Origin of the sequence: Staphylococcus sp. FSL W8-0305 (genome assembly GCF_037966415.1) — a bacterium.
Classification (GTDB): domain Bacteria; phylum Bacillota; class Bacilli; order Staphylococcales; family Staphylococcaceae; genus Staphylococcus; species Staphylococcus aureus.
In genome coordinates this window covers 2,750,927-2,773,896 of record NZ_CP150198.1, presented here as the reverse complement: position 1 = coordinate 2,773,896, position 22,970 = coordinate 2,750,927, and the positions used below count along the sequence as shown (strand labels likewise).

Annotated in this window: 30 protein-coding genes and 2 pseudogenes; 5 read left to right on the top strand and 27 right to left on the bottom strand. The window is 30.5% G+C overall.

Translation table 11 applies throughout. The features are described 5' to 3' along the window. Positions 1-103 precede the first annotated feature (103 nt). Positions 104-1,411, top strand: coding sequence for a TrkH family potassium uptake protein (locus NST10_RS13585; RefSeq protein WP_001045073.1), 1,308 nt, complete (start codon positions 104-106; stop codon positions 1,409-1,411). A gap of 577 nt (positions 1,412-1,988) precedes the next feature. Here NST10_RS13585 and NST10_RS13580 read toward each other — a convergent pair. From NST10_RS13580 to NST10_RS13570, 3 genes are read right to left on the bottom strand one after another with little or no spacing between them, the layout of a single operon-like run. Continuing rightward, positions 1,989-2,330 (bottom strand): hypothetical protein, encoded by a 342-nt coding sequence (locus NST10_RS13580; RefSeq protein ID WP_001573771.1) that lies wholly within the window; start codon positions 2,328-2,330, stop codon positions 1,989-1,991. Continuing rightward, complete coding sequence (locus tag NST10_RS13575) at positions 2,320-2,616, bottom strand: hypothetical protein (RefSeq protein WP_001573769.1); 297 nt, start codon at positions 2,614-2,616, stop codon at positions 2,320-2,322. Before NST10_RS13575 ends, NST10_RS13580 begins: the two co-directional genes overlap by 11 nt. Next, positions 2,613-2,792 (bottom strand): hypothetical protein, encoded by a 180-nt coding sequence (locus NST10_RS13570; protein ID WP_000201397.1) that lies wholly within the window; start codon positions 2,790-2,792, stop codon positions 2,613-2,615. The genes NST10_RS13575 and NST10_RS13570 overlap by 4 nt, the downstream gene beginning before the upstream one ends. A gap of 1,119 nt (positions 2,793-3,911) precedes the next feature. Between NST10_RS13570 and NST10_RS13565 the strand changes: the two genes are divergently transcribed. Beyond that, positions 3,912-4,847: a TDT family transporter gene (locus NST10_RS13565; protein WP_061642085.1), complete on the top strand. Its 936-nt coding sequence runs from the start codon at positions 3,912-3,914 to the stop codon at positions 4,845-4,847. Positions 4,848-4,952: 105 nt separating this feature from the next. On the opposite strand, the pseudogene NST10_RS13560 reads toward NST10_RS13565, so the two are convergent. From NST10_RS13560 to NST10_RS13460, 21 genes and pseudogenes are all read right to left on the bottom strand, one after another. Then, positions 4,953-5,228: pseudogene (locus tag NST10_RS13560) on the bottom strand (hypothetical protein). Between the two features lie 303 nt (positions 5,229-5,531). Beyond that, positions 5,532-5,630: pseudogene (locus tag NST10_RS13555) on the bottom strand (hypothetical protein); the annotation flags it as partial. A 71-nt stretch (positions 5,631-5,701) separates the two neighbouring features. Then, positions 5,702-5,929, bottom strand: a complete 228-nt coding sequence (locus tag NST10_RS13550) for a hypothetical protein (RefSeq protein ID WP_061642086.1) — start codon at positions 5,927-5,929, stop codon at positions 5,702-5,704. A 236-nt stretch (positions 5,930-6,165) separates the two neighbouring features. Then, positions 6,166-6,945, bottom strand: coding sequence for a hypothetical protein (locus NST10_RS13545; RefSeq protein WP_000705255.1), 780 nt, complete (start codon positions 6,943-6,945; stop codon positions 6,166-6,168). Further along, positions 6,932-7,360 carry a hypothetical protein gene (locus NST10_RS13540; protein WP_000591858.1) on the bottom strand — a complete coding sequence of 143 codons (429 nt, stop codon included), beginning with the start codon at positions 7,358-7,360 and terminating at the stop codon, positions 6,932-6,934. The genes NST10_RS13545 and NST10_RS13540 overlap by 14 nt, the downstream gene beginning before the upstream one ends. Then, on the bottom strand, positions 7,357-7,875 hold the full coding sequence (locus NST10_RS13535; protein WP_000624990.1) for a hypothetical protein: 519 nt from the start codon (positions 7,873-7,875) through the stop codon (positions 7,357-7,359). The genes NST10_RS13540 and NST10_RS13535 overlap by 4 nt, the downstream gene beginning before the upstream one ends. 428 nt (positions 7,876-8,303) lie before the next feature. Beyond that, entirely contained in the window at positions 8,304-8,873 is a 570-nt protein-coding gene (locus tag NST10_RS13530) for a terminase small subunit (protein WP_339210388.1), read from the bottom strand. Continuing rightward, positions 8,870-9,082 carry a hypothetical protein gene (locus tag NST10_RS13525; RefSeq protein WP_025174984.1) on the bottom strand — a complete coding sequence of 71 codons (213 nt, stop codon included), beginning with the start codon at positions 9,080-9,082 and terminating at the stop codon, positions 8,870-8,872. The genes NST10_RS13530 and NST10_RS13525 overlap by 4 nt, the downstream gene beginning before the upstream one ends. A 131-nt stretch (positions 9,083-9,213) precedes the next feature. Next, complete coding sequence (locus NST10_RS13520) at positions 9,214-9,741, bottom strand: spore coat protein (RefSeq protein ID WP_023604826.1); 528 nt, start codon at positions 9,739-9,741, stop codon at positions 9,214-9,216. A 50-nt stretch (positions 9,742-9,791) separates the two neighbouring features. Beyond that, positions 9,792-10,010: a capsid morphogenesis B protein gene (locus NST10_RS13515; protein WP_000448775.1), complete on the bottom strand. Its 219-nt coding sequence runs from the start codon at positions 10,008-10,010 to the stop codon at positions 9,792-9,794. A 17-nt stretch (positions 10,011-10,027) separates the two neighbouring features. Beyond that, positions 10,028-10,606, bottom strand: a complete 579-nt coding sequence (locus NST10_RS13510) for a hypothetical protein (protein WP_000846277.1) — start codon at positions 10,604-10,606, stop codon at positions 10,028-10,030. A gap of 11 nt (positions 10,607-10,617) precedes the next feature. Continuing rightward, positions 10,618-10,959, bottom strand: coding sequence for a hypothetical protein (locus NST10_RS13505; RefSeq protein ID WP_023604825.1), 342 nt, complete (start codon positions 10,957-10,959; stop codon positions 10,618-10,620). Positions 10,960-11,494: 535 nt separating this feature from the next. Beyond that, the gene (locus NST10_RS13500; RefSeq protein ID WP_136624638.1) at positions 11,495-12,136 is read right to left on the bottom strand and encodes a pathogenicity island protein; all 642 of its coding nucleotides are present in this window, start codon (positions 12,134-12,136) and stop codon (positions 11,495-11,497) included. A 1-nt stretch (position 12,137) separates the two neighbouring features. Then, positions 12,138-12,482, bottom strand: a complete 345-nt coding sequence (locus NST10_RS13495) for a hypothetical protein (RefSeq protein WP_000567972.1) — start codon at positions 12,480-12,482, stop codon at positions 12,138-12,140. 270 nt (positions 12,483-12,752) lie between these two features. After that, positions 12,753-15,005 carry a phage/plasmid primase, P4 family gene (locus tag NST10_RS13490; protein ID WP_339210384.1) on the bottom strand — a complete coding sequence of 751 codons (2,253 nt, stop codon included), beginning with the start codon at positions 15,003-15,005 and terminating at the stop codon, positions 12,753-12,755. A 70-nt stretch (positions 15,006-15,075) separates the two neighbouring features. Beyond that, the gene (locus NST10_RS13485) at positions 15,076-15,390 is read right to left on the bottom strand and encodes a DUF1474 family protein (protein WP_063650259.1); all 315 of its coding nucleotides are present in this window, start codon (positions 15,388-15,390) and stop codon (positions 15,076-15,078) included. Further along, a complete protein-coding gene (locus NST10_RS13480; RefSeq protein WP_136624639.1) occupies positions 15,391-15,750 on the bottom strand; it encodes a pathogenicity island protein in 360 nt (119 codons plus the stop codon). 1 nt (position 15,751) lies between these two features. Further along, the gene (locus NST10_RS13475; protein ID WP_001058497.1) at positions 15,752-15,964 is read right to left on the bottom strand and encodes a hypothetical protein; all 213 of its coding nucleotides are present in this window, start codon (positions 15,962-15,964) and stop codon (positions 15,752-15,754) included. Beyond that, complete coding sequence (locus NST10_RS13470) at positions 15,957-16,103, bottom strand: hypothetical protein (RefSeq protein WP_000784885.1); 147 nt, start codon at positions 16,101-16,103, stop codon at positions 15,957-15,959. The genes NST10_RS13475 and NST10_RS13470 overlap by 8 nt, the downstream gene beginning before the upstream one ends. Continuing rightward, on the bottom strand, positions 16,100-16,417 hold the full coding sequence (locus NST10_RS13465; RefSeq protein ID WP_000481969.1) for a helix-turn-helix domain-containing protein: 318 nt from the start codon (positions 16,415-16,417) through the stop codon (positions 16,100-16,102). The genes NST10_RS13470 and NST10_RS13465 overlap by 4 nt, the downstream gene beginning before the upstream one ends. A 3-nt stretch (positions 16,418-16,420) precedes the next feature. Beyond that, on the bottom strand, positions 16,421-16,639 hold the full coding sequence (locus tag NST10_RS13460) for a helix-turn-helix transcriptional regulator (protein WP_000989513.1): 219 nt from the start codon (positions 16,637-16,639) through the stop codon (positions 16,421-16,423). A gap of 171 nt (positions 16,640-16,810) precedes the next feature. On the opposite strand from NST10_RS13460, the gene NST10_RS13455 reads away from it, so the two are divergent. Further along, on the top strand, positions 16,811-17,581 hold the full coding sequence (locus NST10_RS13455) for a helix-turn-helix domain-containing protein (protein WP_000589126.1): 771 nt from the start codon (positions 16,811-16,813) through the stop codon (positions 17,579-17,581). After that, positions 17,582-18,754 carry a tyrosine-type recombinase/integrase gene (locus NST10_RS13450; RefSeq protein ID WP_000179348.1) on the top strand — a complete coding sequence of 391 codons (1,173 nt, stop codon included), beginning with the start codon at positions 17,582-17,584 and terminating at the stop codon, positions 18,752-18,754. A 68-nt stretch (positions 18,755-18,822) separates the two neighbouring features. On the opposite strand, the gene groL is transcribed toward NST10_RS13450, so the two are convergent. Both groL and groES read right to left on the bottom strand, forming a co-directional pair. Next, on the bottom strand, positions 18,823-20,439 hold the full coding sequence (gene groL, locus NST10_RS13445; protein ID WP_000240651.1) for a chaperonin GroEL: 1,617 nt from the start codon (positions 20,437-20,439) through the stop codon (positions 18,823-18,825). A 75-nt stretch (positions 20,440-20,514) separates the two neighbouring features. Continuing rightward, entirely contained in the window at positions 20,515-20,799 is a 285-nt protein-coding gene (groES, locus tag NST10_RS13440; protein WP_000917289.1) for a co-chaperone GroES, read from the bottom strand. 174 nt (positions 20,800-20,973) lie between these two features. On the opposite strand from groES, the gene mroQ reads away from it, so the two are divergent. Then, positions 20,974-21,717, top strand: a complete 744-nt coding sequence (gene mroQ / locus NST10_RS13435; RefSeq protein ID WP_000197638.1) for a CPBP family intramembrane glutamic endopeptidase MroQ — start codon at positions 20,974-20,976, stop codon at positions 21,715-21,717. Between the two features lie 24 nt (positions 21,718-21,741). Here mroQ and NST10_RS13430 read toward each other — a convergent pair whose 3' ends face one another. Further along, entirely contained in the window at positions 21,742-22,965 is a 1,224-nt protein-coding gene (locus NST10_RS13430; protein ID WP_123073101.1) for an SdrH family protein, read from the bottom strand. Positions 22,966-22,970: the final 5 nt, after the last annotated feature.

Here is a 22,970-nt window from a genome sequence, read left to right as displayed (position 1 = left end):
TCCTGACTAGAATTGAAAAGTAATACACATCAGTAACATTTCTATTTTCATTTATGATATTATCTAATTATTAATTTATAATATAAAGGAGTATGCAATTAAAATGAACAAAGTCCACAAACCTTTATATTTTTATTTAATGCTTTTCTTCTCTACAACTATCATAGGTGCACTTTTATTGTATTTACCTTTCACTGGTAAAAAGCCAATATCTTTTTTAGATGCCCTATTTATAGCTTCAAGTGCATTTACAGTTACTGGCTTGTCCCCAGTTGATATAGGATCACAGTTTAATATACTTGGTGAGATAGTAATACTATTATTAATACAAATAGGTGGTCTAGGTATCGTAACCGTAACCCTATTGACACTAGTATTTTTAAATAGAAAGATATCAATGAAAAATAGATTTTTGATTATGGTTACATGGAATATTGACGAACCTGGTGGTGTTATTAAGCTAATTAAACACTTGGCTATTTATAGTTTAGTCACTGAATTAATTGGTATGATTTGTTTGTGTTTATCTTTTATACCAAAATTTGGTATAGGCAAAGGATTATTTTTAAGCTTATTCACATCAGTATCAGCTTTTAATAATGCTGGATTTGCCCTTTTTAAGAATAACTTAATAGATTATTCTAATGATCCAATTGTCATTATCACAATCTCAATACTCATAATATTTGGAGGTATTGGACATTTTGTCGTAATAGACTTTATTAATTGTAAAAAATTGAGTAAATTATCTTTACATTCTAAATTAGTCTTAACTACAACTAGTATCCTAATAATTATAGGAGCTATTACATTCTTTTTATTAGAACAGTTTAATACTATGCAAAATATGGGACTAGTTGAAAAAATCGGAAATTCTTTTTTCCAATCAATAACAACACGAACAGCGGGCTTTAACAGTATTGATATAGCAAGCATTAACAAATCTACTGCTTTAATGTTAATGCTACTTATGTTTATTGGTGGTGCCCCTCTCAGTGCAGCTGGAGGAATTAAAATAACTACTTTTGCAGTAGCGTTTATTTTTGTATTAAATTATATACGTAAAGAAAATAATGTTTCAGTATTCAATAAAGAAATATCTGACAAATATATAAAACTATCTATTGTTACCATTAATATCTCATTTCTATTTATCAGTATCATTACTTTTATATTATCGATAATTAATCCGAACATATCATTAATCAAGTTATTATTCGAAGTGGTTTCTGCATTTGGAACAGTCGGGTTAAGTATGAACCTTACCACAGAATATCATGGTATTACTAAAATAATTATTATATTCGTTATGCTTTGCGGTAAAGTAGGACTATTAACTTTATTAAGAACATTTATACCACCAAAAAGTCCAAAAAATTACCGCTACACTAAAGGACAAATTTATCTATAAAATAACTATCCATCTTTAACAAGAAATGAACTAGTGTTTTAATCTATTACATTTAAAAAACTACCTAAACAGGTAGTTTTTTTGTTTTTTATTTATTTTAGGACGACAAAACGTCTTATATCTTTAAAAAAGCAAATGCATAAGTACACCTTTAAAAAGATCTACTCAAAACTAAACTATACAATGATTTAAATATTTAAAACTTATTTTTTACTACGTTAACCTCAATTGTTGAAAAGATGAATGAAAATGATAATTTAATAATGTATACTTTTGATTGTTTAAACATGTACATTTTCTAAAATTCTAGAGATAATTTTATTGCTGTGAACAACAATGAAATTATCTTCAGACATAAATACGGATTTTGAAGTTACTACTCTTTCATATTTACAAAAATTAATAATTGTTATGATGAACTTAAACATGAAAATAAGCAAAAGTGAAATAGCTAGACACATGGGTGTTGATAGAAGAGCAGTTGATAAATATTCAAATGTCTTTGACCTTTATTTTATAAATTCTTCCATAAAAATAACCACACTTCTAAATCAATAGGTGGGTGTGGTTTTGTGCTTTATATTTTAAGAATAGCCATCTTCAAATTATTTTCACTTGTATGATCTTTGATTTCTGTAAATCCAAATTTTCTATAAAATTCTCTTAATCTATCTACATCCTCATACTCTATCCAAATATATGAACCGCCAAATATGTTCGCACCTTCTAAAACTTTCACATATGCTAAAGTTAATAAATCGTTTGCATTTATGGATTTTGTAGCCAATGCTTCTTCAGAATAATTTTTTTCTATTTGAGCAATTAAGTATCCTTGTATGATTAAATTGTCATTTCCACTGTGAGTTTCACCCTTTTGATATAACTTCTTCTTTAACGTGTTTGATATTTTATCTAACATACGTTTTGTAAAAAACTAAGGGTTTATTGCTAATTGTAAAATAGCCAACTAGTATTTGTTTGTTTTTGAATTGTGAAAAAACTAAATGAGTTCTAGACAGGTTTTGTCTATCAAATGCTATAGACTTATTTTTCAAAAATAAATCAACATCGTGTGCTGATTCACTTCCTGAAATTGATATTGTCTCAAATGAATTTAGTATATTTAAAACTGAAGGTATCTTTCGCTTAACCTCTTGCTTATCACCTGTTAACAATTCTGAAAGTGATATTACTTTTACAGTCAATTACTTCGATAATCCTTCAATAGATTTTCAATCTCACAAGTTGATTTTATTTTAGTCGCTTTTATGTTTGTTTTGTTCACATTACTATTATTTTCGTTAATCTCCATTGCATCTATTAGTTTTTGCGCTGATTTTTTTGTGAATTTATAATCAGTAGTAATACTTATTGTAGCCATACTACTCACTTCCTTATTTTACTTCATTTGACAACCAAGTATACATTGTCTACGTTGTCTTCTTGTTTACAATGTATCATGAAAGCATCTTTTCGACAATAGATTCAATAAATTTCTTTAGTGTATATGATTTTACACTTAAACCAATTTGTTTCTTAGCATAAAAACACCCATGCTGTAACTAGTGTGGGTGTTTTCAAAATGCAGACAGCTTCTTATTACAATACGCAAGTGAGTCCTCTGCAAAGCCGAATTGATTACCGGAAATCTAATTACATTACAACATACTAGAAGAAACTCCTTATATACTCAAAAGGTATACTAAACTTCTCTATATAATCTATATGATTTTAACATTGAAAAACCCCCCCCATTATGAATCTAAATAACACATCAGCACATAATAAAGACGCCTTCCAAAAGTTTTGGTAACTAATGGAAAACGTCTTAAAAACATATTTTCATACGCTCTAATATTTATTTGGAACGAATCATACTCGTGCATAATGTAATTTTCTAGTTAGTCAAAACTAGAAACTGTTTTACATCATTCCTGGCATTAAGGGCCGTATGAAATAGATATAAATCACATACAAAAATCCTATTAAATCAGCATCGTGTATTCTTTATATATTCAATTTTTTTAGTTTTTTTATTTCATTATGACCAATTTATGACCACCAATTATTACACACATAAATCTCTATAAGTATATTTGCAATGATCGATATGATTATCCATATAATGATTTTTCATTGCAATATAATGCTTCTCTCAGCATCTTATATCACCTAATAAAGTTAGTGTGAAATGTTAAAATTGATAAAACAATATAAATTTGTGCACCCATTTTTGATTAATAAATAAGCGTTTGATGCCTGCAACGTGTGATTATATTAATATTAATACGTATAAACATCGTCATATTTTTTTATATTCAACGTTGTAATCACGTATTATACTGAATATAAAATATCAAAAATAGATAAATACATATATTTCCCGAAACAACATCATATTAATCCACATTAAACATACAAAACTCATTCTGCTTATTAATAGTTCTAAGATATCATGTTATAATTAGTGAATAAAATCACAAAAGGAAGGTTTTAAATCATGAGACTTCAAAAAGCACCTTTAGTAACATCGGGATTGATCTTAGGTTTGTTGGGGTTGGGCAATCTCTTGAAAGACATATCACTTGTTTTAAATGCTATTTGTGGTATCTTTGCCCTCTTTATTTGGGTTCACCTTTTATGTACTATTCTCAATAATTTTAAAAATGTTAAAGAACAATTGAATACCCCTCTAGTTTCATCTGTGTTCACAACATTTTTCATGTCTGGATTTTTGGGAACCACTTATTTAAATACGTATTTTAGTGATGTAACCATTATCACTAGCTTAATAACACCCTTATGGCTCTTATGTCTTATGGGGATTATGATACATATGATTATTTTTTCAATTAAATATTTAAAAAGGTTCTCGCTCGAAAATGTTTATCCATCATGGACAGTGCTTTATATTGGTATTGCTATTGCTGGATTAACAGCACCAATCAGCGGATTTTATTTAATTGGAAAATTATCAGTTATATATGGTTTTTTAGCAACATGTATTGTCTTACCAATAGTATTCAAACGATTAAAAACGTATCCATTGCAAACGTCTATTAAACCGAACACTTCCACAATTTGTGCACCATTTTCTTTAGTTGCTGCGGCATATGTTATAACTTTTCCTAAGGCAAATGATCTAATCGTTATTATTCTTTTGGTATTGGCTCAGTTTTTTTATTTTTATATTATATTTAAACTTCCAAAGTTGCTAAAAGAGCCGTTTTCACCAGTATTTTCAGCTTTCACTTTTCCTTTAGTAATTTCAGCAACTGCCTTAAAAAATAGTTTACCTGTACTAACGTACCCAGAAATTTGGGAATGGCTCTTATTTTTTGAAATTACATTAGCAACTTTAATAGTATTAAGAGTCTTTTTAGGCTATGTTCATTTCTTTTTTAAAACTAGCCCGAAGGCTAGCTATAACTCTTAATCTAATGTAGCACTTTTAAAAATATCTTATAGTAATGACAAAATGATAAAGAGAAATATGACAAGACATATCTTAATAAATCTTTGCTCAAAATCAACCAGCCATTCAGCTGCCGATTTTACTTGCTTCATATAAAACTGGGTATAGGGTAAAAAACTTAATTCTATACCCTATTATTTTTTTCTCTTTATCCACCAACCCTTAAACTTGCTTGAATGTTTGCATTATTAAAATTAGCTTTAAACTAAAGATCTGAGGTTTCAATTACCATTTGGTAATCCAAGACAATGTAATATTTATTTGTAATTGTTTTAGTATTTTCTTAACTGTTAGATAACTTTCAATTTTATAAATTACTATACACATTAAAAATAAAATCATTAAAAGTACTAATACTAATGAAAGTCAAACACTTTCCTCACTTTATCATTTTTCAACCATTCCGCCATATATTAAGTATCTATAATCAATACCCTAAATTTATACATACACCTAATATGTTTACATAAAAATAGGCAAGTACCGTAGTACCTGCCTGTTATGCACATTTAAATCTTGAGAGAAATGTTAAAAAGTTCTAGTAAAATAATAGCACATTTTATCTTTAAATGTAAATAGAAAGCAGGTGTGTTACACACCTGCTTAAATAGACATGACTATGTCATTTCAACTGATTTCTCCCCATTAATCGCCTAGTACCTGACTAGTTGGGGCAGAACCATTCCATGTTCTAATAGGCAAGTAATAACGTTGCCCCTCCCGTTTATATAATACCCATAAATAATATTTATATAACTAATTTATGTAATTTTACAAGGCTCAAAATTGAGTTCTGCAGTTAAATTCATAAACATTTAGTATGGAATTTTAGTTTTGCCGTTTGATGTTATGTGTACTTTGATGCGTACTGGTACAGGTAAGCTAGCTATTTCCGATAAAGCTCTCAGACCTAAATGTTGGTATGTACCAACATCTTTAATTTCTTCAGAAACTTTAATGAAACGATGAGCTTGTGTTCTATCTAAGTTGATATTTTTCAACCAATTACCAAATTCTCCATGTGCTAGGTCATTTTCTTCCACATGTTTTAATCTTCGACCAATCTCGAATATCGATTGACCAGCGATGTTTAAAGCCATATTTCAAGGCGCCACATTTACGATAAACATATCTAGTTATACACACTCATTCCCCACTGCAGCACAGGGCGTTTCTCAACATCTTATATTACCTAATTTATTAATATTTTCATACACTTTGCCCTTATCACCAACATTATGCCTTTTTTATGCCCTTAAAAGTTGTTCTTCAAATAAATTTATAACACCATATTTTTCATATCGCTAATTGTAAGTATGGGTATTTCTCGTTGATATCTTCTAGGTAAGTTTTGTTGATTAGTCGGCGCAAATGCAGTTACTAATACTTTTTTGATTTCTACAAAGTTATTAGGTTTTTCATTTCCAGAATGGCATTGCTTTAACTTATCTTCTAAATGATTCATCAACTGTAACTTCTGTCTAAATGGTTTATTAAAATGCTTGATTAAACCTTGAAACTCTCTTTGCAAGTTCGCTTTGCATTCGCATAAAATTATCGTCTTTCTATTCTCTATAGTCACAAAATCTAATAATCTATTGCTATAAGATTCTTTTCCATGCAGTGATTTACGTTTATGATATACTATTGGTTCATGACCAATTTTATACACAGAATCCTCAGTTCTGATATATTTTATATAAGTATACTCCAAAATTTGTCCAATATAATTATTTTTATCACTAACATTGCATAATTTATTATAAATTTTTGATAACGTCTGTACTTGTTTTTCATCAAAATTTTTTACTGTCTCTTTTAATTTTCTCTTAATTATCCTATAATACTGAAATATTCTATAATGAAATTTTTTAAAATCACATTCTATTTTATAATTTTGTGTTGAGTATTGTCTGATCCCCTCAAGTATAGAGACTAAAAAAACTTTTTTTTCGTAATTATTCTCTATTTTTTCTATAGCATCTATACCTTCAAGAAAGTAAAGTTTTTTAACACTTTTTTTATTTGCACTTTTTAATCTTATATTAGTTATCTTCATTTTCCCAAAACCTGTAAGGAAGAATAAAATTTGGTAATTTCATATTTGACAATAAAGTTTCAACTTCTTTTCTGAAATAAGGTTCTATAATTTCTAAAAGTGCATCTCTCATTTTTTCTTCCCTCTCTGTACTGAAATCACATATTATTTTATAATTAACTCTTAATTTGCCAATTATATTTTGATCATTTTCATCATCTAAAATTCTCTTTTTATTTTTCTCATTTTCCCATGAATTAGATTCTACACTTCTCATAGTAAAAATAATTTCTACATAAGCTTCATTATCTTCATTTGGTAAATTTACATTGTTATTTGCTTTTAATATTATCCCATCATTGTCAGTATTATCTTTATCAATCCTATTTAAATAATTAACTTCCAATTTTATTATATCTTTTATTTTTTTTATCATAACGTCACCATATCAAATTTTGTTTTTATGTCTGTATTCAACAATTTCTTTTTATCTTTGTAAACATTTTCACTTTCAAGTGATTTCGAATTACGTTTTTTTTGTAAATTTTGTTTTTTTGCAAAATTCACATCATCTAATACATCAGCAAAAAAAGTGCTTTCAAAAATATATGAGCTTTCTATATTATTAATACTTAAGTCTTCTATCTCTAAATCAACTAATTCTTCTCTGATTTCAAAAATGTCTTTAACCATTTCAAAATCAAAATTATTTTGATTCAACTTTCTCTTTATATTAACTTTATCATCTTTTAAATAGATATTACTTTCATTATATTTTTCTATTTTAATATAGGTTTCTAAAAACTTTTTTTCATCTTCTGCTATTTTGGAACTATGAACTAAATGATTCCTTTTGTTTTTTAAATAATCCATTTTAGCGACTATTTGATTAAACTTATCACTAACTTGCATTTTATCGTCTTTTGCAAAAATTGAAATATTAGAAATCAAAGTATATTTCCTCCTTAATTCATTTTCTGTAAACAAAAATGACAGCGTCCCTACGCTGTCACCGTGTATATGCTTTCTATAATTCGTACACAAAAACAATAAATATCTTTATGTGTATTCGCCAAGATGTGTTGCTTATATGCAACCCTTATTTATAATATAGTACATTTCAACATTTTTTACCATACATTCACTTAAATTTGTCAAGTTAATTTAAAAATGTTGACATATAATATTTATTAAATACAACCTTATTGAATCGATAATCCGATTTATAATATGTACCTAAATTAGTAAGTAATCATTCTTCAAGCATCACATTTCGACAAGTAAACTTGCTGTTTTCTTTATTTCTAAAATCTCTTTATATCATCAACAAATTCTGGTGCCACAAGATTCACATCTTATTTATCTGTAAATATTCCTCATTAATCCTCTAACGGTATATCATCCACAATCACAGTATGATCAGGATTAGTGTTAGATACATCTTTCACTGCCTTATCTAATTCCTCATCGTCTCCGTCCCATTCACCAATGTTAATGAATATAGGCACATTGCCGTTAATATCATGCTTATCTGTAAATAACTTATAGTATTTCCCCAACATATCACGAGCTTTTAAACGATCACTAGGCTTAATTGGTACCTCTATCAGTTCAACATGTTCGTTATAGACTAGCTGTACTTTGCCACTTTGTGGATTCTCTTTATATTCTCCACGCTTGACTACAACTTCTTTCGTTTCTGTTTCATCACCGACTGCCGCATTCGTAAGCACATGTAGTAACTCTTTTGCGGTTAATACATTCTCATCTATAATCTTATCTTTTTGTTCTTGTATATATTGCTTGATGTGTGGCTTCTTCAATAACCTACACCCTGTCACATGTGCGCTATTTGCGCTATAGCCTGCTTTTATGGCACTTTGTGTTACATTAAGTGTTCTTATATACTCATTCACAAAACGCGCTTGTTTTGCTGTTAAATCACTCATTCTATCACCTCCACAATTTTATCTAATAAAGTTTCATACCATAATCTTACAGATTGTTCTGAACACTCTAAGACATTGCTAATATCTTTAAAACTACGTCCTTGTATCAAAGAATCGAAAATATAAAACTCTTTATCATTAGCTACTCGGTCAACAATCATTTCTAAGTGATTCTTTACAATATGATCATCAATGTTATCGTCTGTCATCCATTCATTAGAATTTTCATCACCTATTGAAAAGAATTCATCAGTATTTATATCATCATCTATTAATACATCACTTCTAGTTCGCTCATGATAATCACAAACGAAGTCTTTTATTTGCTGTTTATCCATTGTTACACCACTTTTACATGTGAAGATTGATGATAAGCATTTACTCGTGCAATCTTGCTATTTTCAATTGCTGTATTTCTTTGTTTTTGACGTTCTGAACGTTGTTTAATACTTGCTTGATACAAATCAACCTGTAAGCGTTCAATGACGCTGTATGGCTTATATCGTCCATTTGAACGCATATATTTTACAACTTGCTTCTGCTCTTTTTCTGTATAATGATTTAGTACCGTTTTCAACAACACCATATTACTTATAGATCGATTTTTATAGTTTTGTAATCTTGCCTTTGTTTCAATAATTTTGATAACTAGTTTTTCAATTGGATATGAGACAGACACGACCCCCATTATTTCATCACATGTTGTTGTCGATGCACTCATATGGTACATACTTTCAATTTGGAATTCACACATCTTAATTTTCTTATTAATAAATGCTGGGTTAAATTGCGTTAATAGTTGATAATCAGATAATTTATTGTCACCATTACGATAATATAAACAATTCTTCGTTTTAAGCAGTTTCATTTATTCACCCCTATAAACAGAGCCTACCCGAATTGGATAGGCAATCATTGCTATTTAATAATCCTGTTTTGCTTAGCTAAATTTTGTAGCGTTGTACCATATTGCTTTTGCTTAGACTGTTCTGATTGTTGTAACTCACTTGAAATCTCCTGCATATTGTTTTTAATATCCAAATCAACTGCATTTATTAATAGATTTGTATCTTCTTCATTTAAACCAAATGCATTTGCGACCTTTTTAGTATTATTTAACTCGTATTTTGTTTCCATTTAATTACCCTTTCTTTTTAACGTTTTAAAAACAACTTGTTATTGTGTTCGTATGGCAAATCATTACCATTAATATATGATGTAAATATATTTTCTCTAAAGTAGCCATTCAATGCTTCCCTAGCCTCTTTATCATCATATAATTGTTCTTGACTATAAATACTCGCATATTGCTGATGCTCATCTTCATATCTATCATTAATATCTTCTATTTCATCAATGATCTCATTATATGCATCGACTACCTTTTTTAATTTTCCTAAAGCTGATTGCTTTTCTGATTCATATAATGATGACAACTCGCTTTGATGTTTTAATAATTCAATTGTCTTTTGATATTTAACTTCTTTCGATACACTTTTCTTTGTCTCTAAGCGTTTATTAAGTGCTTTTAGTTTCTTTTCATCAGCATCTGTTGCTTGATATAGGTTATCTGCTTTATCATCTTGTCCATCCATGATTAACTGTTTGTATGTGGACTTATCTAACTTTATTTTACTCTCCAATGCATTACGCTCTTGTTCCAATTCTTGTATAGCCTTGTGTTGATCTATTACAAATTGGTTGTATTCTTTAAAGTACGATTCAGTTTTCATTTTTATCCCCTTTACACTTCAATTCGTTTCAAAGCTTCATAGCGTTTCATACTGCCATCAGCTAATTTCTTAATACTCATCATTGCTTGTTGCTTCTCTTGTTCTGTCGTAATGATGTAATAACCACGTTCATTAGGCTTATAACTACATCCGATAGGATAGCTATAATCATATACTAATGAATTGATTACTCTTCGTAACCATCGTTCATTGCTTGAATTATATTCATATCCCAATTGATTTAAGATTTTAGTTTTAGTAATATACTTATTGGACGTATTTTTTATCACATTGAAAACTTGCAGGTGTTCGGTGGGTAAATGATACGTCTCTTTTTCTGCGATACTTTGCATTTCTACACCTCTTTCTTTTAATTATTTCATACCTAAATTATACCATTTTTACAGGCCTGAAACAAACTTACGTTCGCTTTATAGCGCGTTTCATCAATTGTTTAGCTTATCATATATAACACTTATAAAATCATGTTATAAACTTAACGTTAGGCTTTTCACATTAACCTAATACAGAACTTAAGTTCGGTAAAATAACACGAACAAAAAGCGAACAAACTTAACTTTTAGGCCTATACCAAAAACACAAACTTTAGCTTGTATTAGCGTTAACAAAGTTCGCACACCTTGCACAAATCTTGCCATTTTTTCAATTCTCAAAGACTGTATACCTTCCGATTTTAAAAGCTAACACCTTTATATAACCTTATTATTTTCAAAGCCATAAAACAGCTCAATATCAACATTTCACACTTTTTTTAATTTCGCACACCTATCTATTAACTCACTATTGTTGCAACCTTTACATTTTAAAACTTCTATACCTTATACTTTTACATTAGGAGCCACACACCACGTGTGACTCCATATTTAATTACTTATTCAAACTGTAATAAGATGACTTCAACTCAGTTAACTTACGTTCTAAAGCCTTGTAATCCTCTTGTGTCGCATTCTCATCTTGTACAAACTCAGTTACTAATTTTAATCCCTCAACTAACTCTCGTGCTGGTTCATTGATTCCCGTAGCTATCTGATACAACATTTCAATATTCGATATCACATCAGTATTACTTGACTGAATGCCCTCAAGTGTATCTGTATCAAATCCATTTTCTAGGTACTCAAACACATCACTATTATTTGATTCTGCATATGTTTGTAATCCATACATAAAATACTCATCTTCAAACAATTGACTAGCCATCACATCACTAATAGAAAGCTGTTTACCATCATGTAATTCATAACCTACATAATGCCCCTCTATGCTTCTTATAAGCCCCTCAGTGTGCTTAGGTGACGCTAATTCAAATGATTGCCTTACTTTACAATCTTTAATATATACATGACCGAATAACTTCCCGTTCATCATCACATAAACCATATCAAACGGATCATTGTATAACTTAAAGCAATACGGTTGTACTTTACTATGTTCTAATAATCCAGTGTAGTACCTTAGTAACGTGCCTGCTCGTGTTTCAAATTGGTTTGCGATAATTTCTATATTCATATTAAATACGTGCTCCTTTTATACTTTTATAAATTTTACTATCCCCTAGATTCTTTATACTTCGCTCACTCAAATTAAAATGCCAGTTCAATTGAGTTTTATTTTTAACATCAAAACCAGCTTTTAACATTGCACCTTTAAACTGACCATTAGTTATATAGCTACCTTCAAATGTATTTTCTAACTCTTCACGATATTCTGCTTCAAATACATGTTTCAAACCGTAAGAAGAATGCCTTGTATTAAAAGACTTTATTTTATCTAGCGAATTACAAAATTCCATTAATGCACATTTCTTATCTTCATTTAATTCATCAAAATGTTCTGGTTGATTTACATCTATCATTTTAAATTCTCCTTTACTTGTAATAAGTAGCTCAATGCTACCAAAAGCTACACACACGCTACCTACTTAAACCCAGTCACACCAATGGTTAAAGCAAAAAAAGTAGTAGTAGCAAGAATTTCTACACTCACGTACATATTTTTTATAATGTTTATTATTAAAATATTTTCAATCTCTTAAAAACAATACTACTGCTACCAAAACAACCAAAACTATTGATATGACAACGTTTATAAGGGTAGCAATATGGTAGTAAAAGGTAGCAGAAAGCTACCTTTTTAGTTTTTTAAATCCCCATCTAACATTATTTTCTGTATATTTAACAGAACGTTTCCACTCAATATCATAATAATTTTCTAATAGCGTGATAAAATCATCTTTATTAACGGGCTTTCTAATAAAATTACTGTGACACCATACTTTGTAATCTTTGTATGTTTCTGCACCTGGATTATTCAAGAAGAAATCAATATTTCTATTTTCAAGATACTCACTTAAAGAATTATTGTTATCTGAGAATAACTCAGCACTTTTATCAGATCGTTCATTAGGTGTGATATATGAGCCATCTCGTTGTAGCATGTCAGCCAATGTATCAATCGCTAATTTTAAAACGTACTCTTTGGCGCTTTTGTTATAAATCTTGTTAGCACTTTCAGTAACACTTAAACGTTCTTGATCGTCTTTAAAACTGTAGTTGAACGGGATAATATGCAATCGCTTATTAATTTGTTCGCCACTTTCTTTGAATTTAGGATAGTGATTACTAGCAATAATAAATGGCGTTTGCATACGTACTGATTGACTGGCCTTACCCTTTTGTTCAATCTCTAAATAACCACCTGTGATAGCCGTTTTAATATTTCCAGCATCTTCAATTTCAATATTCGGCAGATCATCAACCATATTAGCCATTTTTCCATAGATACTAGACCCAGCAAAATGATTGTTCGCTAGCCTTTGAGGACTCACTGATGATATTCGCCCCCCACTATCAAATGTGGCTTTTATCATATGTTGTACTGTTGATTTTCCATTATCTGCAACCGTTCCTAGTAAATAGATAATTTTATCAATCAAAATTTTCGGATATAATACTTGTGCAAACATCTCATAAATATTCATAATGGTTGTTTCATGATTGCACGACACTTTTTGTATTGTGGTATCTACAAACTCATCATAAGCATTAGGATTATATGCAGTCGACAATTTATCAATGACAAAAATATCTGGTGTAAATGTCCTAAATATCTTTGTGTGATAATGTACGAGACCATTTTTTACAGCCACATATTCATTATTAACTACACTTCTAACATCACACATATCAACAATATAGTTTCTAACCTCTTTAACAGAATTATCTTTTAAATTATCTAAACTCCTAATAATTTTTCGTAATTTACGGCCTGTTTTATCTAGTTCATAAATCCCAGTTTGAGTATTATAAATATAAATATCGCTATCAGCATCTGGATATCTAACAATGTGATATTCCTGGCAAATAAATTTGGCCATAATAGTGTGATTGAATTTAGGTTTCCTATTAGTATCATCATTAGGGTAGAACCACCAGGAGCCTTTTTTTATAAGTTTAGATGGGTTTTCTTTACCAGGTTTAACATATACTTCACTTTGATTATTTATGGCCTTATCCAGTTCCAATTGCCCCCATGTGGTATTGCCACGTTTAGAACCCCATTTGTCCGTTAAATTGTTATAATTCAAAAATATACGTTCCATTTGTTCCTTATCTTTACTAGTGTAGAAAGCTAAATAGTGCAACAGACTCTGAACAGCTTCACTCGGACTATCGAAATAAGGCTCATAATTGCCCTGCAATAAGTTACTGATTTTATCTTTTTGTTTTGATTTCAACATAATATTAATTACATCTTCATCATCTAGATTACTTTTATTAGTGATATTATTTCCGATAAACGTTTCAGGTAGTTCTTCTTGTTTAAAATAACGTTCCACTAGATTATTTAACAGTGATTGGTCATCACTTATTTCCCTTTGCCCAATTGACTCACCTGTCATCGTCATAAACCTAGCATTATCATATAATTCGATATCTAGGTCACTACGCTTTTTCTTACGTTCTTTAGGTAACTCACCCTTAAAAAAGCAGTGTAAGCCAGTACCACTAGGAGACTTCTCACAATATGTCATCTTAGTCATATCTAAAGCTAAATTTGAGGTAATTTGGCTACTTTCATCAATTGCATTATCGATATCTAACACAATATAGTTATCATGTTCGCTTATTACGAAGCCTATACCGTCATACCTATCATTTTGTTCATATATAGAATTAATCGCATCAAATATTGTCCATGTATCACTGTTCGTGGAGCTTGCTTTATATCCAGCATAGCTATATGGTATTTTTGAATATTGCTGTTGCTTCTCGTTCCATTCAGCTCGCCATAGTACCCATTGTGGCAATTCAATTAATTCATCGGGTATCTCTAGCGAATTGACTTCTAATATTTTATCTTTTTCTTTAATCGCCATTGAATACCTCCAATTTACTTTTAAAACAAAGCATTAAATGGTAAAATAATAATGTATTAAATAAGTCATTTTATGCTTTTTTCACATTCTTTGCGTCATCTGATACCTCGCCAAAGTTCTCAGATGATGCTTTTTCTATTTCATGAAATTTTTGTATAAGTTCACCGAATTCTTTTAAGTACACATGTAATAACTCAACTGTATGTTCATTTTGTATACGATGTTCTAAATAGCTAGCAGAAAAATTAATATGTTCCCGTTTTGTTTCTAATTCATTTTTTACAAATCTATCTTCAACAAACCAAGCATGTTTGGTAGCTACATCATTAATTTTTTGTTTCATCACTTCAATGTCACACATTAAATCTTTAATTTCCCAATTCATTTATAGTTCCTCCAAATTTTCAACGAAACTTGTCATTTCTTCAATTGCTGATTTCAGATCTTCAATATCTTCCTTAGTAATGAACTGACATACATTTGAATCCTCATAATTTATAGGGAAATCAACAAAAGTTTCTGTTGCTATTACAAGCTCCTTATAAGTTCTATAATCCACAATAACTTCTGATATCTCACTATCACTTAGTCTAGGGTATTCACTTTTAATAATTGAAGCATCTCTATCATGTTCTCTTTGTAAGAGTTTGTTTATTTTATTAGTGCGTGTTTTACCATTTACCATATGATCGTAATTCAATTTATTTTCAATGTTTTTGTATTCCTGTTTAGTTAATTTATTCATCTTATTCATTCTCCTCTTCAAATTCAAAATTATTTTCTATTTGTTGCAATGTCCACTCGATAATCGCTTGTAAGTGTTGCTCACGGTTTACTGTCTCTGTCCATTCTTTCTCACCACATTTAAATTCATGGATGTATACCTCTGATTTGTTATTAGCTACTGATTCCAAACTGCTATAAATATCTTTAATCACTTCTTTTTGTTCATTATTCATTTTCTAATCCTCCTGTTAAATTACATCCTAAAGTTATTAGCCATGCATAAACGCTAAAAGCAACATACATGTTAGATATTGCTAGTAATAAAATTGTTAACAATGAAACTAAGCAAATATAAGTTAAGTACATTTTCATTGCCTTGCCTCCAATAACTTTTTGATATTGACTTGTTTAAAGTCGTTATTCTGGATATTCATGTGAGCAGTAAGCTGTTCCATGAATTCATCTACATCAGACTTTTTGAATCTGTATGTAGATCCGACCATATAATATTTCATGCCATTATTAATAAGTAATTCTTCAATAGTAGGCTTACTTAAATTCAGATAGTTAGACAACTCTTTGTAAGTCATGAAATATTTCTCTTTCGCTAATTCTTCCACACGTGCATTTATAGCTTGTTCGAGTATCTCACGAGCTTCGTTTTCATCAATATTAATATTGAACATTGGTTATGTCTCCTTTCCTTCAAAGTAAAATAAATCTTTAATTTCAACTTCTAAGACATTAGCAATATTTTTTGCCAATTTAGGACTAGGCGCTTTCCTACCATTCATAATTTGGCTTAGATAAGAAATTCCAACACCTGTTTCGATAGATAAATCGGATAAATTATAACCTTTCAAAAACATAGCTTTTTTAAAAGAATTTAAGTTAATTAAAACCATCATTTTTCACCCTCCTTTTTTAAAAGTATATAGTAATTTTTTTACCATCATATTGGTAATAATTAAAGTTTATATTTCTTTTTAAAAAATGTCAATTATTTTTTCACAATTTTCATTGAGTTTTTTACCAACATATGATAAATTCCGAAGTGTATAGTGAATTGAGGTGCTAAAATGATAAAATTTGATTTAAAAAAAGTAATGAAAGAAAAGAATAAAACCTTAAAAGAGTTATCCAGTAACACTGGATTGTCTATAAATACATTAAGTTTATTATCTACTGGAAAAAGTAAGGGTATACAATTCGATACTTTAGAAAAATTGTTAAAAGAACTTAGATGTAATATAAACGACTTAATAGTTTTGGATAGTGGTTTTAGAAAACTAATAATTACAGAATTTTCTGTTTCTAAAAAAAGAATATTTATTTTTAACAAATTAAATGATGACAGAATTTACAACGTTGAATGTTCTTTCAAAGAAAATGATAGCAGTATTGAAAATTCTATATTATTAACTATTTTATTTACCGAAAAACAAGTAGAGACAGCTGTTTCTGGTATATTCCCTTTTAAATTTTTGAAAAGCGGAAAATTCTATTACAAACAAACAGCTAATGGTAAAAGTAAAGAATATATAATTTTAGATTTTCAATTTGTACTTTATATCTTACAAAAAGCTTATAAAGAGAATGAAGAGTTCCAAAAAATGTTTGATTTCCACTCGCAAACTTTTTCGATAAATTTAATCCCTTATAATAATTCTTTTATTGAATTCAAAAAAACAAATGAAGAAGAATTTCTAAATGCAAATATTATTCCAGCTTTCGATTATTTAAAGCGATTGGTTTCGTTTAACGATAATGAATTAAAATTTTTATTTAACTTTTATACAGAAGAAGAAATTAGTGAAGAGCTTTTTTATAACTACAAGGCAGGTGATTAAATGGCAAGTTATGAAAAACGCGGGAATACATGGCGTTATCGTATATCACTAGGAAAAGACGCAGAAACGGGTAAATATAAATATATTTCAAACTCAGGTTTTAAACGCAAATCAGACGCTAAACATCACGCTGAAATGGTTGAGCGTCAATTAAGAAATGGCGAGTATATCGCACCGTCCACATCTACATTTAAACAGGTTGCTGACGATTGGATATCACAATATGCAAATGACGTAAAAGTGAGCAGTGTCAGAGCACGCGAGAAAGCCATACATCATGCTATAGAACGCTTTAACAATAAACCAATACAAACTATCAAAAAACATGATTATCAGCGTTTTGTAAACGATATAAGCATACAGTATAGCAAGAATTATGTTGATAGCATTGTAACCTCTACAAATATGATATTTAAGTACGCGTATGATATGAAATTAATAAGAATAATGCCTAGTGAGGGTATTAAACGACCTAAAAAGAAAGTTAGTGTGGAAGAATTAGAAGATACTGAGATACATAAAAAGTTTCTTGAAAAAGATGAATTATTTCAATTCCTGGAAATTGCCAAAAATCACCATTCACCACAAAATAGCTTCGAAGTATTTTGTACATTAGCATATACAGGCATGCGTGCAGGTGAATTATTGGCATTGAAGTGGTCTGATATAGACTTTGAGAATAACACAATCAATATTACAAAGACTTATTACAATCCAAATAACAATAAAAAGCAATATCAAATACTTACGCCAAAAACTGAAAGCTCAATCGGAAAAATTCCAGTTGATCCTCATGTGATTAAATTACTTAAAAACTATAAAGTGGATGTTCAGGACACATGGAAAAACGAATTGTATGTAGATAATAATTTCGTTTTTACTGATGTTAACGGCTACCCCCTTGTAATTAAAAAACTACAATTATGGATAAAAGTTATACTTAAAAAGACTGACATAACTAATAAACAAATAAGCACTCATTCATTTCGTCATACTCATTGTGCATTACTTATAGAGGCTGGTGTGCATATTAAGGAAATACAAGAACGCTTGCGACACAAAGATATAAATACCACTATGAACATCTACGCTAAGATTACGAACTCTTACAAAAAAGACGCTTCCCAAAAGTTTAGTAAACTCATGGAAAACGTCTCAAAAGATTTATTTTAAAATTTCTATGACCAAATTATGACCACCCAATATTACAAACGTTATAAAATCAGCGTTCAACAGTCTTTTTACATCATTCCTGGCATGCCACCCATGTTAGGTTGGTCATTATTTTTTTCTGGAATTGATGCCACAACCGCTTCAGTTGTTAAGAACATTGCCGCAACACTTGCTGCATGTTGTAATGCTGAGCGTGTTACTTTAGTTGGATCAACGATACCTACTTCTAACATATTAACCCACTCGTTTGTAGCAGCATTAAAACCAACACCTGGTTCTGCATTTTTCAAGCGTTCAACGATGACAGAGCCTTCTAATCCTGCATTTTCAGCAATTTGACGAACTGGTGCAGTTAATGCTTTAAGTACAATATTCACACCTGTTTCAATGTCGCCTTCAGCTTCAATTTCACTTACTTTTTGGTAAACATTTACTAGTGCAGTACCACCACCTGCAACAATACCTTCTTCAACTGCTGCACGTGTAGAGTTTAAAGCATCTTCGATACGTAATTTACGTTCTTTAAGTTCTGTTTCACTTGCTGCACCTACCTTGATAACTGCAACACCGCCTGCTAATTTAGCTAAGCGTTCTTGTAATTTTTCACGATCAAAGTCAGATTCAGTTTCTTCAATTTGAGATTTCAATTGGCTTACACGTGCATCAATGCTGTTTTCGTCACCGTCACCATCTACAACAGTTGTATTATCTTTAGTAACTTCTACTTTACTTGCAGTACCTAACATATCAATCGTTGCATCTTTAAGGTCTAAGCCTAAATCATCTGTAATCACTTGCGCACCAGTTAAAATAGCTAAATCTTCTAACATTGCTTTACGACGATCACCGAAACCAGGTGCTTTTACTGCAACAGCTGTAAATGTGCCACGCATACGGTTTAGCACGATATTTGTTAATGCATCGCCTTCAACTTCATCAGCTACAATTAAGATTGGACGATTAGATTGAACCACTTGTTCTAATAAAGGTAAGATATCTTGGAAAGAAGAGATTTTTTTATCTGTTACTAAAATATATGGGCGTTCTAATTCAGCAACCATTTTATCTGAATCAGTAACCATATACGGTGATTGATAACCACGATCAAATTGCATACCTTCAACCACTTCAAGTTCAGTGTTCAAGCCATTTGATTCTTCAATTGTAATGACACCATCGTTACCTACTTTTTCCATAGCTTCTGAAATATAGCGTCCAATTTCTTCATCTGCTGCTGAAATCGCACCTACTTGCGCAATTTCATTTTTATTTTCAACTTTTTGAGAATTTTCATGTAACGCTTCAACAGCAACTTTAACTGCTTTGTCGATACCTTGTCGTAAACCAACTGGGTTTGCACCACTTGTAACATTTTTCAAGCCTTCTTGAATCATTGCTTGAGCTAATACTGTTGCAGTTGTCGTACCGTCACCAGCAATTTCATTTGTCTTATTTGCGACTTCTTGAACTAGTTTAGCCCCCATATTTTCATATGGATCTTCTAATTCGATTTCTTTAGCAATCGTTACACCATCGTTCGTAATTAAAGGTGCTGTAAACTCTTTATCTAATACAACATTACGTCCTTTAGGACCAATCGTTACTTTAACTGCATTTGCTAATTGGTCAACACCACGTAACATTGCTTGACGTGCATCTTCAGAGAATTTCAATTGTTTAACCATAAGTGATAAACCTCCATTTGTTTAGTCATATTTCATTTTCGTTCTTTACAATCTATCTATGAATTATATTCTATATTATTCAATTACCGCTAAAATATCTTCTTCATTTAAAACTAAATAAGTCTCATTATCTCGTTTAACTTCTGTACCTGCATATTGTTGGAACACGACACGGTCCCCTTCTTTCACTTCAGGAGTCACTCTTGTACCATCATTTAATAGGCGTCCTGTTCCTACTGCAACGATAACGCCTTCGTTTGATTTTTCTTTAGCACTATCAGTTAAAACAATACCACTTTTAGTTGTTTGTTCTTGTTCTTTTTTCTCAATAATCACACGATTTCCAATTGGTTTTAGCATGATTGTTCCTCCTTAAAAAACCTAAAGTTTAGCACTTAACTTTATAGAGTGCTAACATACATTTATAATAATCAAATTTGGTCAAAACTTCAAGTCATAACCTTTCAATTAAGTTTTGTAACTTCAAGTTATTTACGATAAAATAAATTATAAACAAATATTTGGAGGAAAATTATGACAAGACTATGGGCATCATTGCTAACTGTTATTATTTATATATTGTCTCAATTTTTACCGCTTCTCATTGTAAAAAAATTACCATTTGTACAATATAGTGGCATAGAACTGACTAAAGCAGTCATTTACATACAACTTGTTCTATTTTTAATCGCCGCCACGACGATTATTTTAATTAATTTAAAAATTAAAAATCCAACAAAATTAGAATTAGAAGTTAAAGAACCTAAAAAATATATCATTCCATGGGCATTGCTTGGATTTGCACTGGTAATGATTTATCAAATGGTAGTTAGTATTGTATATACTCAAATTTTTGGCACACAACAAACAAGTCCAAATACTGAGCGTTTAATCGTTATTGCACGTAAGATTCCATTGTTTATCTTTTTCGTATCAATCGTTGGTCCTCTATTAGAAGAATATGTATTTAGAAAAGTAATCTTTGGCGAATTATTTAATGCAATTAAAGGTAATCGTATCGTCGCATTTGCTATTGCAACGACTGTAAGCTCATTAATCTTTGCATTAGCGCATAATGACTATAAATTTATTCCTATATACTTTGGTATGGGCGTCATTTTTTCATTAGCATATGTATGGACGAAACGACTTGCTGTTCCAATTATTATTCATATGTTACAAAATGGATTTGTCGTTATATTCCAATTACTTAATCCTGAAGCTTTGAAAAAAGCCACGGAACAAGCGAATTTTATATATCACATTTTTATTCCATAATATAAAAAACGAATCACACACGGATTATCGTCGCTGTGATTCGTTTTTATTTTTCTTTTTATTTCGCTTTACAAATAAGAATAGCATGATTGAAAATACCACCATCATAGAACATACAATTGCTAGCCAACTTTTACTATATGCAGTTGACGCACTTTTCTTATTATCTTCTTGTTTTTTTACAACTGTAAAATCATCTTTTTCATGAGGCTCAAATGAACGTTGTTTTGAATCCGGCTTATCTTCGGGCTTTTTCAAATCTGGCATTGATCCAATTTCGCCAGTAATTAATGCGAGTACTTGTTCATCTAAATTACGATAGTACCTTTCTGATTTCAATGGATTGAAATATTGGAATCTAAAGTAATTCGATTGCTGTTGTAATCCATTTAAATATGCATTTCCGCTGAAGTTTTGTTTACGGATGATATTGTAGATATCTTCATCAGTTACCTCACCATATTCTTTCCCCAATTGATTAATTTGATTTAAAATATACGGATTATACTTGTAAGCCCCATTCGCCAAGGCTAAAAATCGTTGGGATACAAAATCATTACCAGTAGGATTTTGTGAGTTTCCTTGATTTCCATTTGGTTGCCATTGACCTTGATTAGATCCATCTGAAGCATTTGGGTTCCATGTCCCCCCATTTTTCGAGCCACCAGATTGATTGGAATCCCCAGGTTGATTGGGATTTGGAGACGGATTTGGATTTGGCTTATTAGGGTCTGGTTTTGGATTCGGATTCGGATTTGGATCTGGTTTTGGATCCGGATTTGGTTTCGGCTTATCTGGGTCTGGCTTTGGATCCGGATTTGGCTTTGGTTTATCTGGGTCTGGCTTTGGGTCTGGCTTTGGTTCCGGATTTGGTTTCGGCTTATCTGGGTCTGGCTTCGGATTCGGACCTGGGTTTGGGTTATTTGGGTCAGGTTTTGAATCTGGACTTGGGTTTTGGTTGTTTGAGTCTGGCTTCACATTATTCGAATCAGGATTAGCATCACGACTATTCGAACCAGTTCCTTCATTACCAGCTTGATTTGATTCGTGAGGTGTCCCAGTCTCATTATTATTCATTTCACTATTTACTGATGGTGAAGTTACATTATGATTCAAATTAGTCGTTGGCTTTTCTCCATTTAAGTTATCCTTTGCTTCAACTGTGTGCGTTGCAAGCCCTAAACTACTACTACTTAAAATTAACATACTTGTTGAAAGTAACATTTTCTTAAACCAATGATATGACATTTCAC

Bases quoted from the DNA above. Each gene is read 5' to 3' on its own strand.
- NST10_RS13585 (WP_001045073.1), top strand. From the start codon at position 104: ATGAACAAAGTCCACAAACCTTTATATTTTTATTTAATGCTTTTCTTC.
- NST10_RS13580 (WP_001573771.1), bottom strand. From the start codon at position 2,330: ATGTTAGATAAAATATCAAACACGTTAAAGAAGAAGTTATATCAAAAG.
- NST10_RS13570 (WP_000201397.1), bottom strand. From the start codon at position 2,792: ATGGCTACAATAAGTATTACTACTGATTATAAATTCACAAAAAAATCA.
- NST10_RS13565 (WP_061642085.1), top strand. From the start codon at position 3,912: ATGAGACTTCAAAAAGCACCTTTAGTAACATCGGGATTGATCTTAGGT.
- NST10_RS13545 (WP_000705255.1), bottom strand. From the start codon at position 6,945: ATGAAGATAACTAATATAAGATTAAAAAGTGCAAATAAAAAAAGTGTT.
- NST10_RS13540 (WP_000591858.1), bottom strand. From the start codon at position 7,360: ATGATAAAAAAAATAAAAGATATAATAAAATTGGAAGTTAATTATTTA.
- NST10_RS13530 (WP_339210388.1), bottom strand. From the start codon at position 8,873: ATGAGTGATTTAACAGCAAAACAAGCGCGTTTTGTGAATGAGTATATA.
- NST10_RS13525 (WP_025174984.1), bottom strand. From the start codon at position 9,082: ATGACAGACGATAACATTGATGATCATATTGTAAAGAATCACTTAGAA.
- NST10_RS13520 (WP_023604826.1), bottom strand. From the start codon at position 9,741: ATGAAACTGCTTAAAACGAAGAATTGTTTATATTATCGTAATGGTGAC.
- NST10_RS13515 (WP_000448775.1), bottom strand. From the start codon at position 10,010: ATGGAAACAAAATACGAGTTAAATAATACTAAAAAGGTCGCAAATGCA.
- NST10_RS13510 (WP_000846277.1), bottom strand. From the start codon at position 10,606: ATGAAAACTGAATCGTACTTTAAAGAATACAACCAATTTGTAATAGAT.
- NST10_RS13505 (WP_023604825.1), bottom strand. From the start codon at position 10,959: ATGCAAAGTATCGCAGAAAAAGAGACGTATCATTTACCCACCGAACAC.
- NST10_RS13500 (WP_136624638.1), bottom strand. From the start codon at position 12,136: ATGAATATAGAAATTATCGCAAACCAATTTGAAACACGAGCAGGCACG.
- NST10_RS13495 (WP_000567972.1), bottom strand. From the start codon at position 12,482: ATGATAGATGTAAATCAACCAGAACATTTTGATGAATTAAATGAAGAT.
- NST10_RS13490 (WP_339210384.1), bottom strand. From the start codon at position 15,005: ATGGCGATTAAAGAAAAAGATAAAATATTAGAAGTCAATTCGCTAGAG.
- NST10_RS13485 (WP_063650259.1), bottom strand. From the start codon at position 15,390: ATGAATTGGGAAATTAAAGATTTAATGTGTGACATTGAAGTGATGAAA.
- NST10_RS13480 (WP_136624639.1), bottom strand. From the start codon at position 15,750: ATGAATAAATTAACTAAACAGGAATACAAAAACATTGAAAATAAATTG.
- NST10_RS13475 (WP_001058497.1), bottom strand. From the start codon at position 15,964: ATGAATAATGAACAAAAAGAAGTGATTAAAGATATTTATAGCAGTTTG.
- NST10_RS13470 (WP_000784885.1), bottom strand. From the start codon at position 16,103: ATGAAAATGTACTTAACTTATATTTGCTTAGTTTCATTGTTAACAATT.
- NST10_RS13465 (WP_000481969.1), bottom strand. From the start codon at position 16,417: ATGTTCAATATTAATATTGATGAAAACGAAGCTCGTGAGATACTCGAA.
- NST10_RS13460 (WP_000989513.1), bottom strand. From the start codon at position 16,639: ATGATGGTTTTAATTAACTTAAATTCTTTTAAAAAAGCTATGTTTTTG.
- NST10_RS13455 (WP_000589126.1), top strand. From the start codon at position 16,811: ATGATAAAATTTGATTTAAAAAAAGTAATGAAAGAAAAGAATAAAACC.
- NST10_RS13450 (WP_000179348.1), top strand. From the start codon at position 17,582: ATGGCAAGTTATGAAAAACGCGGGAATACATGGCGTTATCGTATATCA.
- groL (WP_000240651.1), bottom strand. From the start codon at position 20,439: ATGGTTAAACAATTGAAATTCTCTGAAGATGCACGTCAAGCAATGTTA.
- groES (WP_000917289.1), bottom strand. From the start codon at position 20,799: ATGCTAAAACCAATTGGAAATCGTGTGATTATTGAGAAAAAAGAACAA.
- mroQ (WP_000197638.1), top strand. From the start codon at position 20,974: ATGACAAGACTATGGGCATCATTGCTAACTGTTATTATTTATATATTG.
- NST10_RS13430 (WP_123073101.1), bottom strand. From the start codon at position 22,965: ATGTCATATCATTGGTTTAAGAAAATGTTACTTTCAACAAGTATGTTA.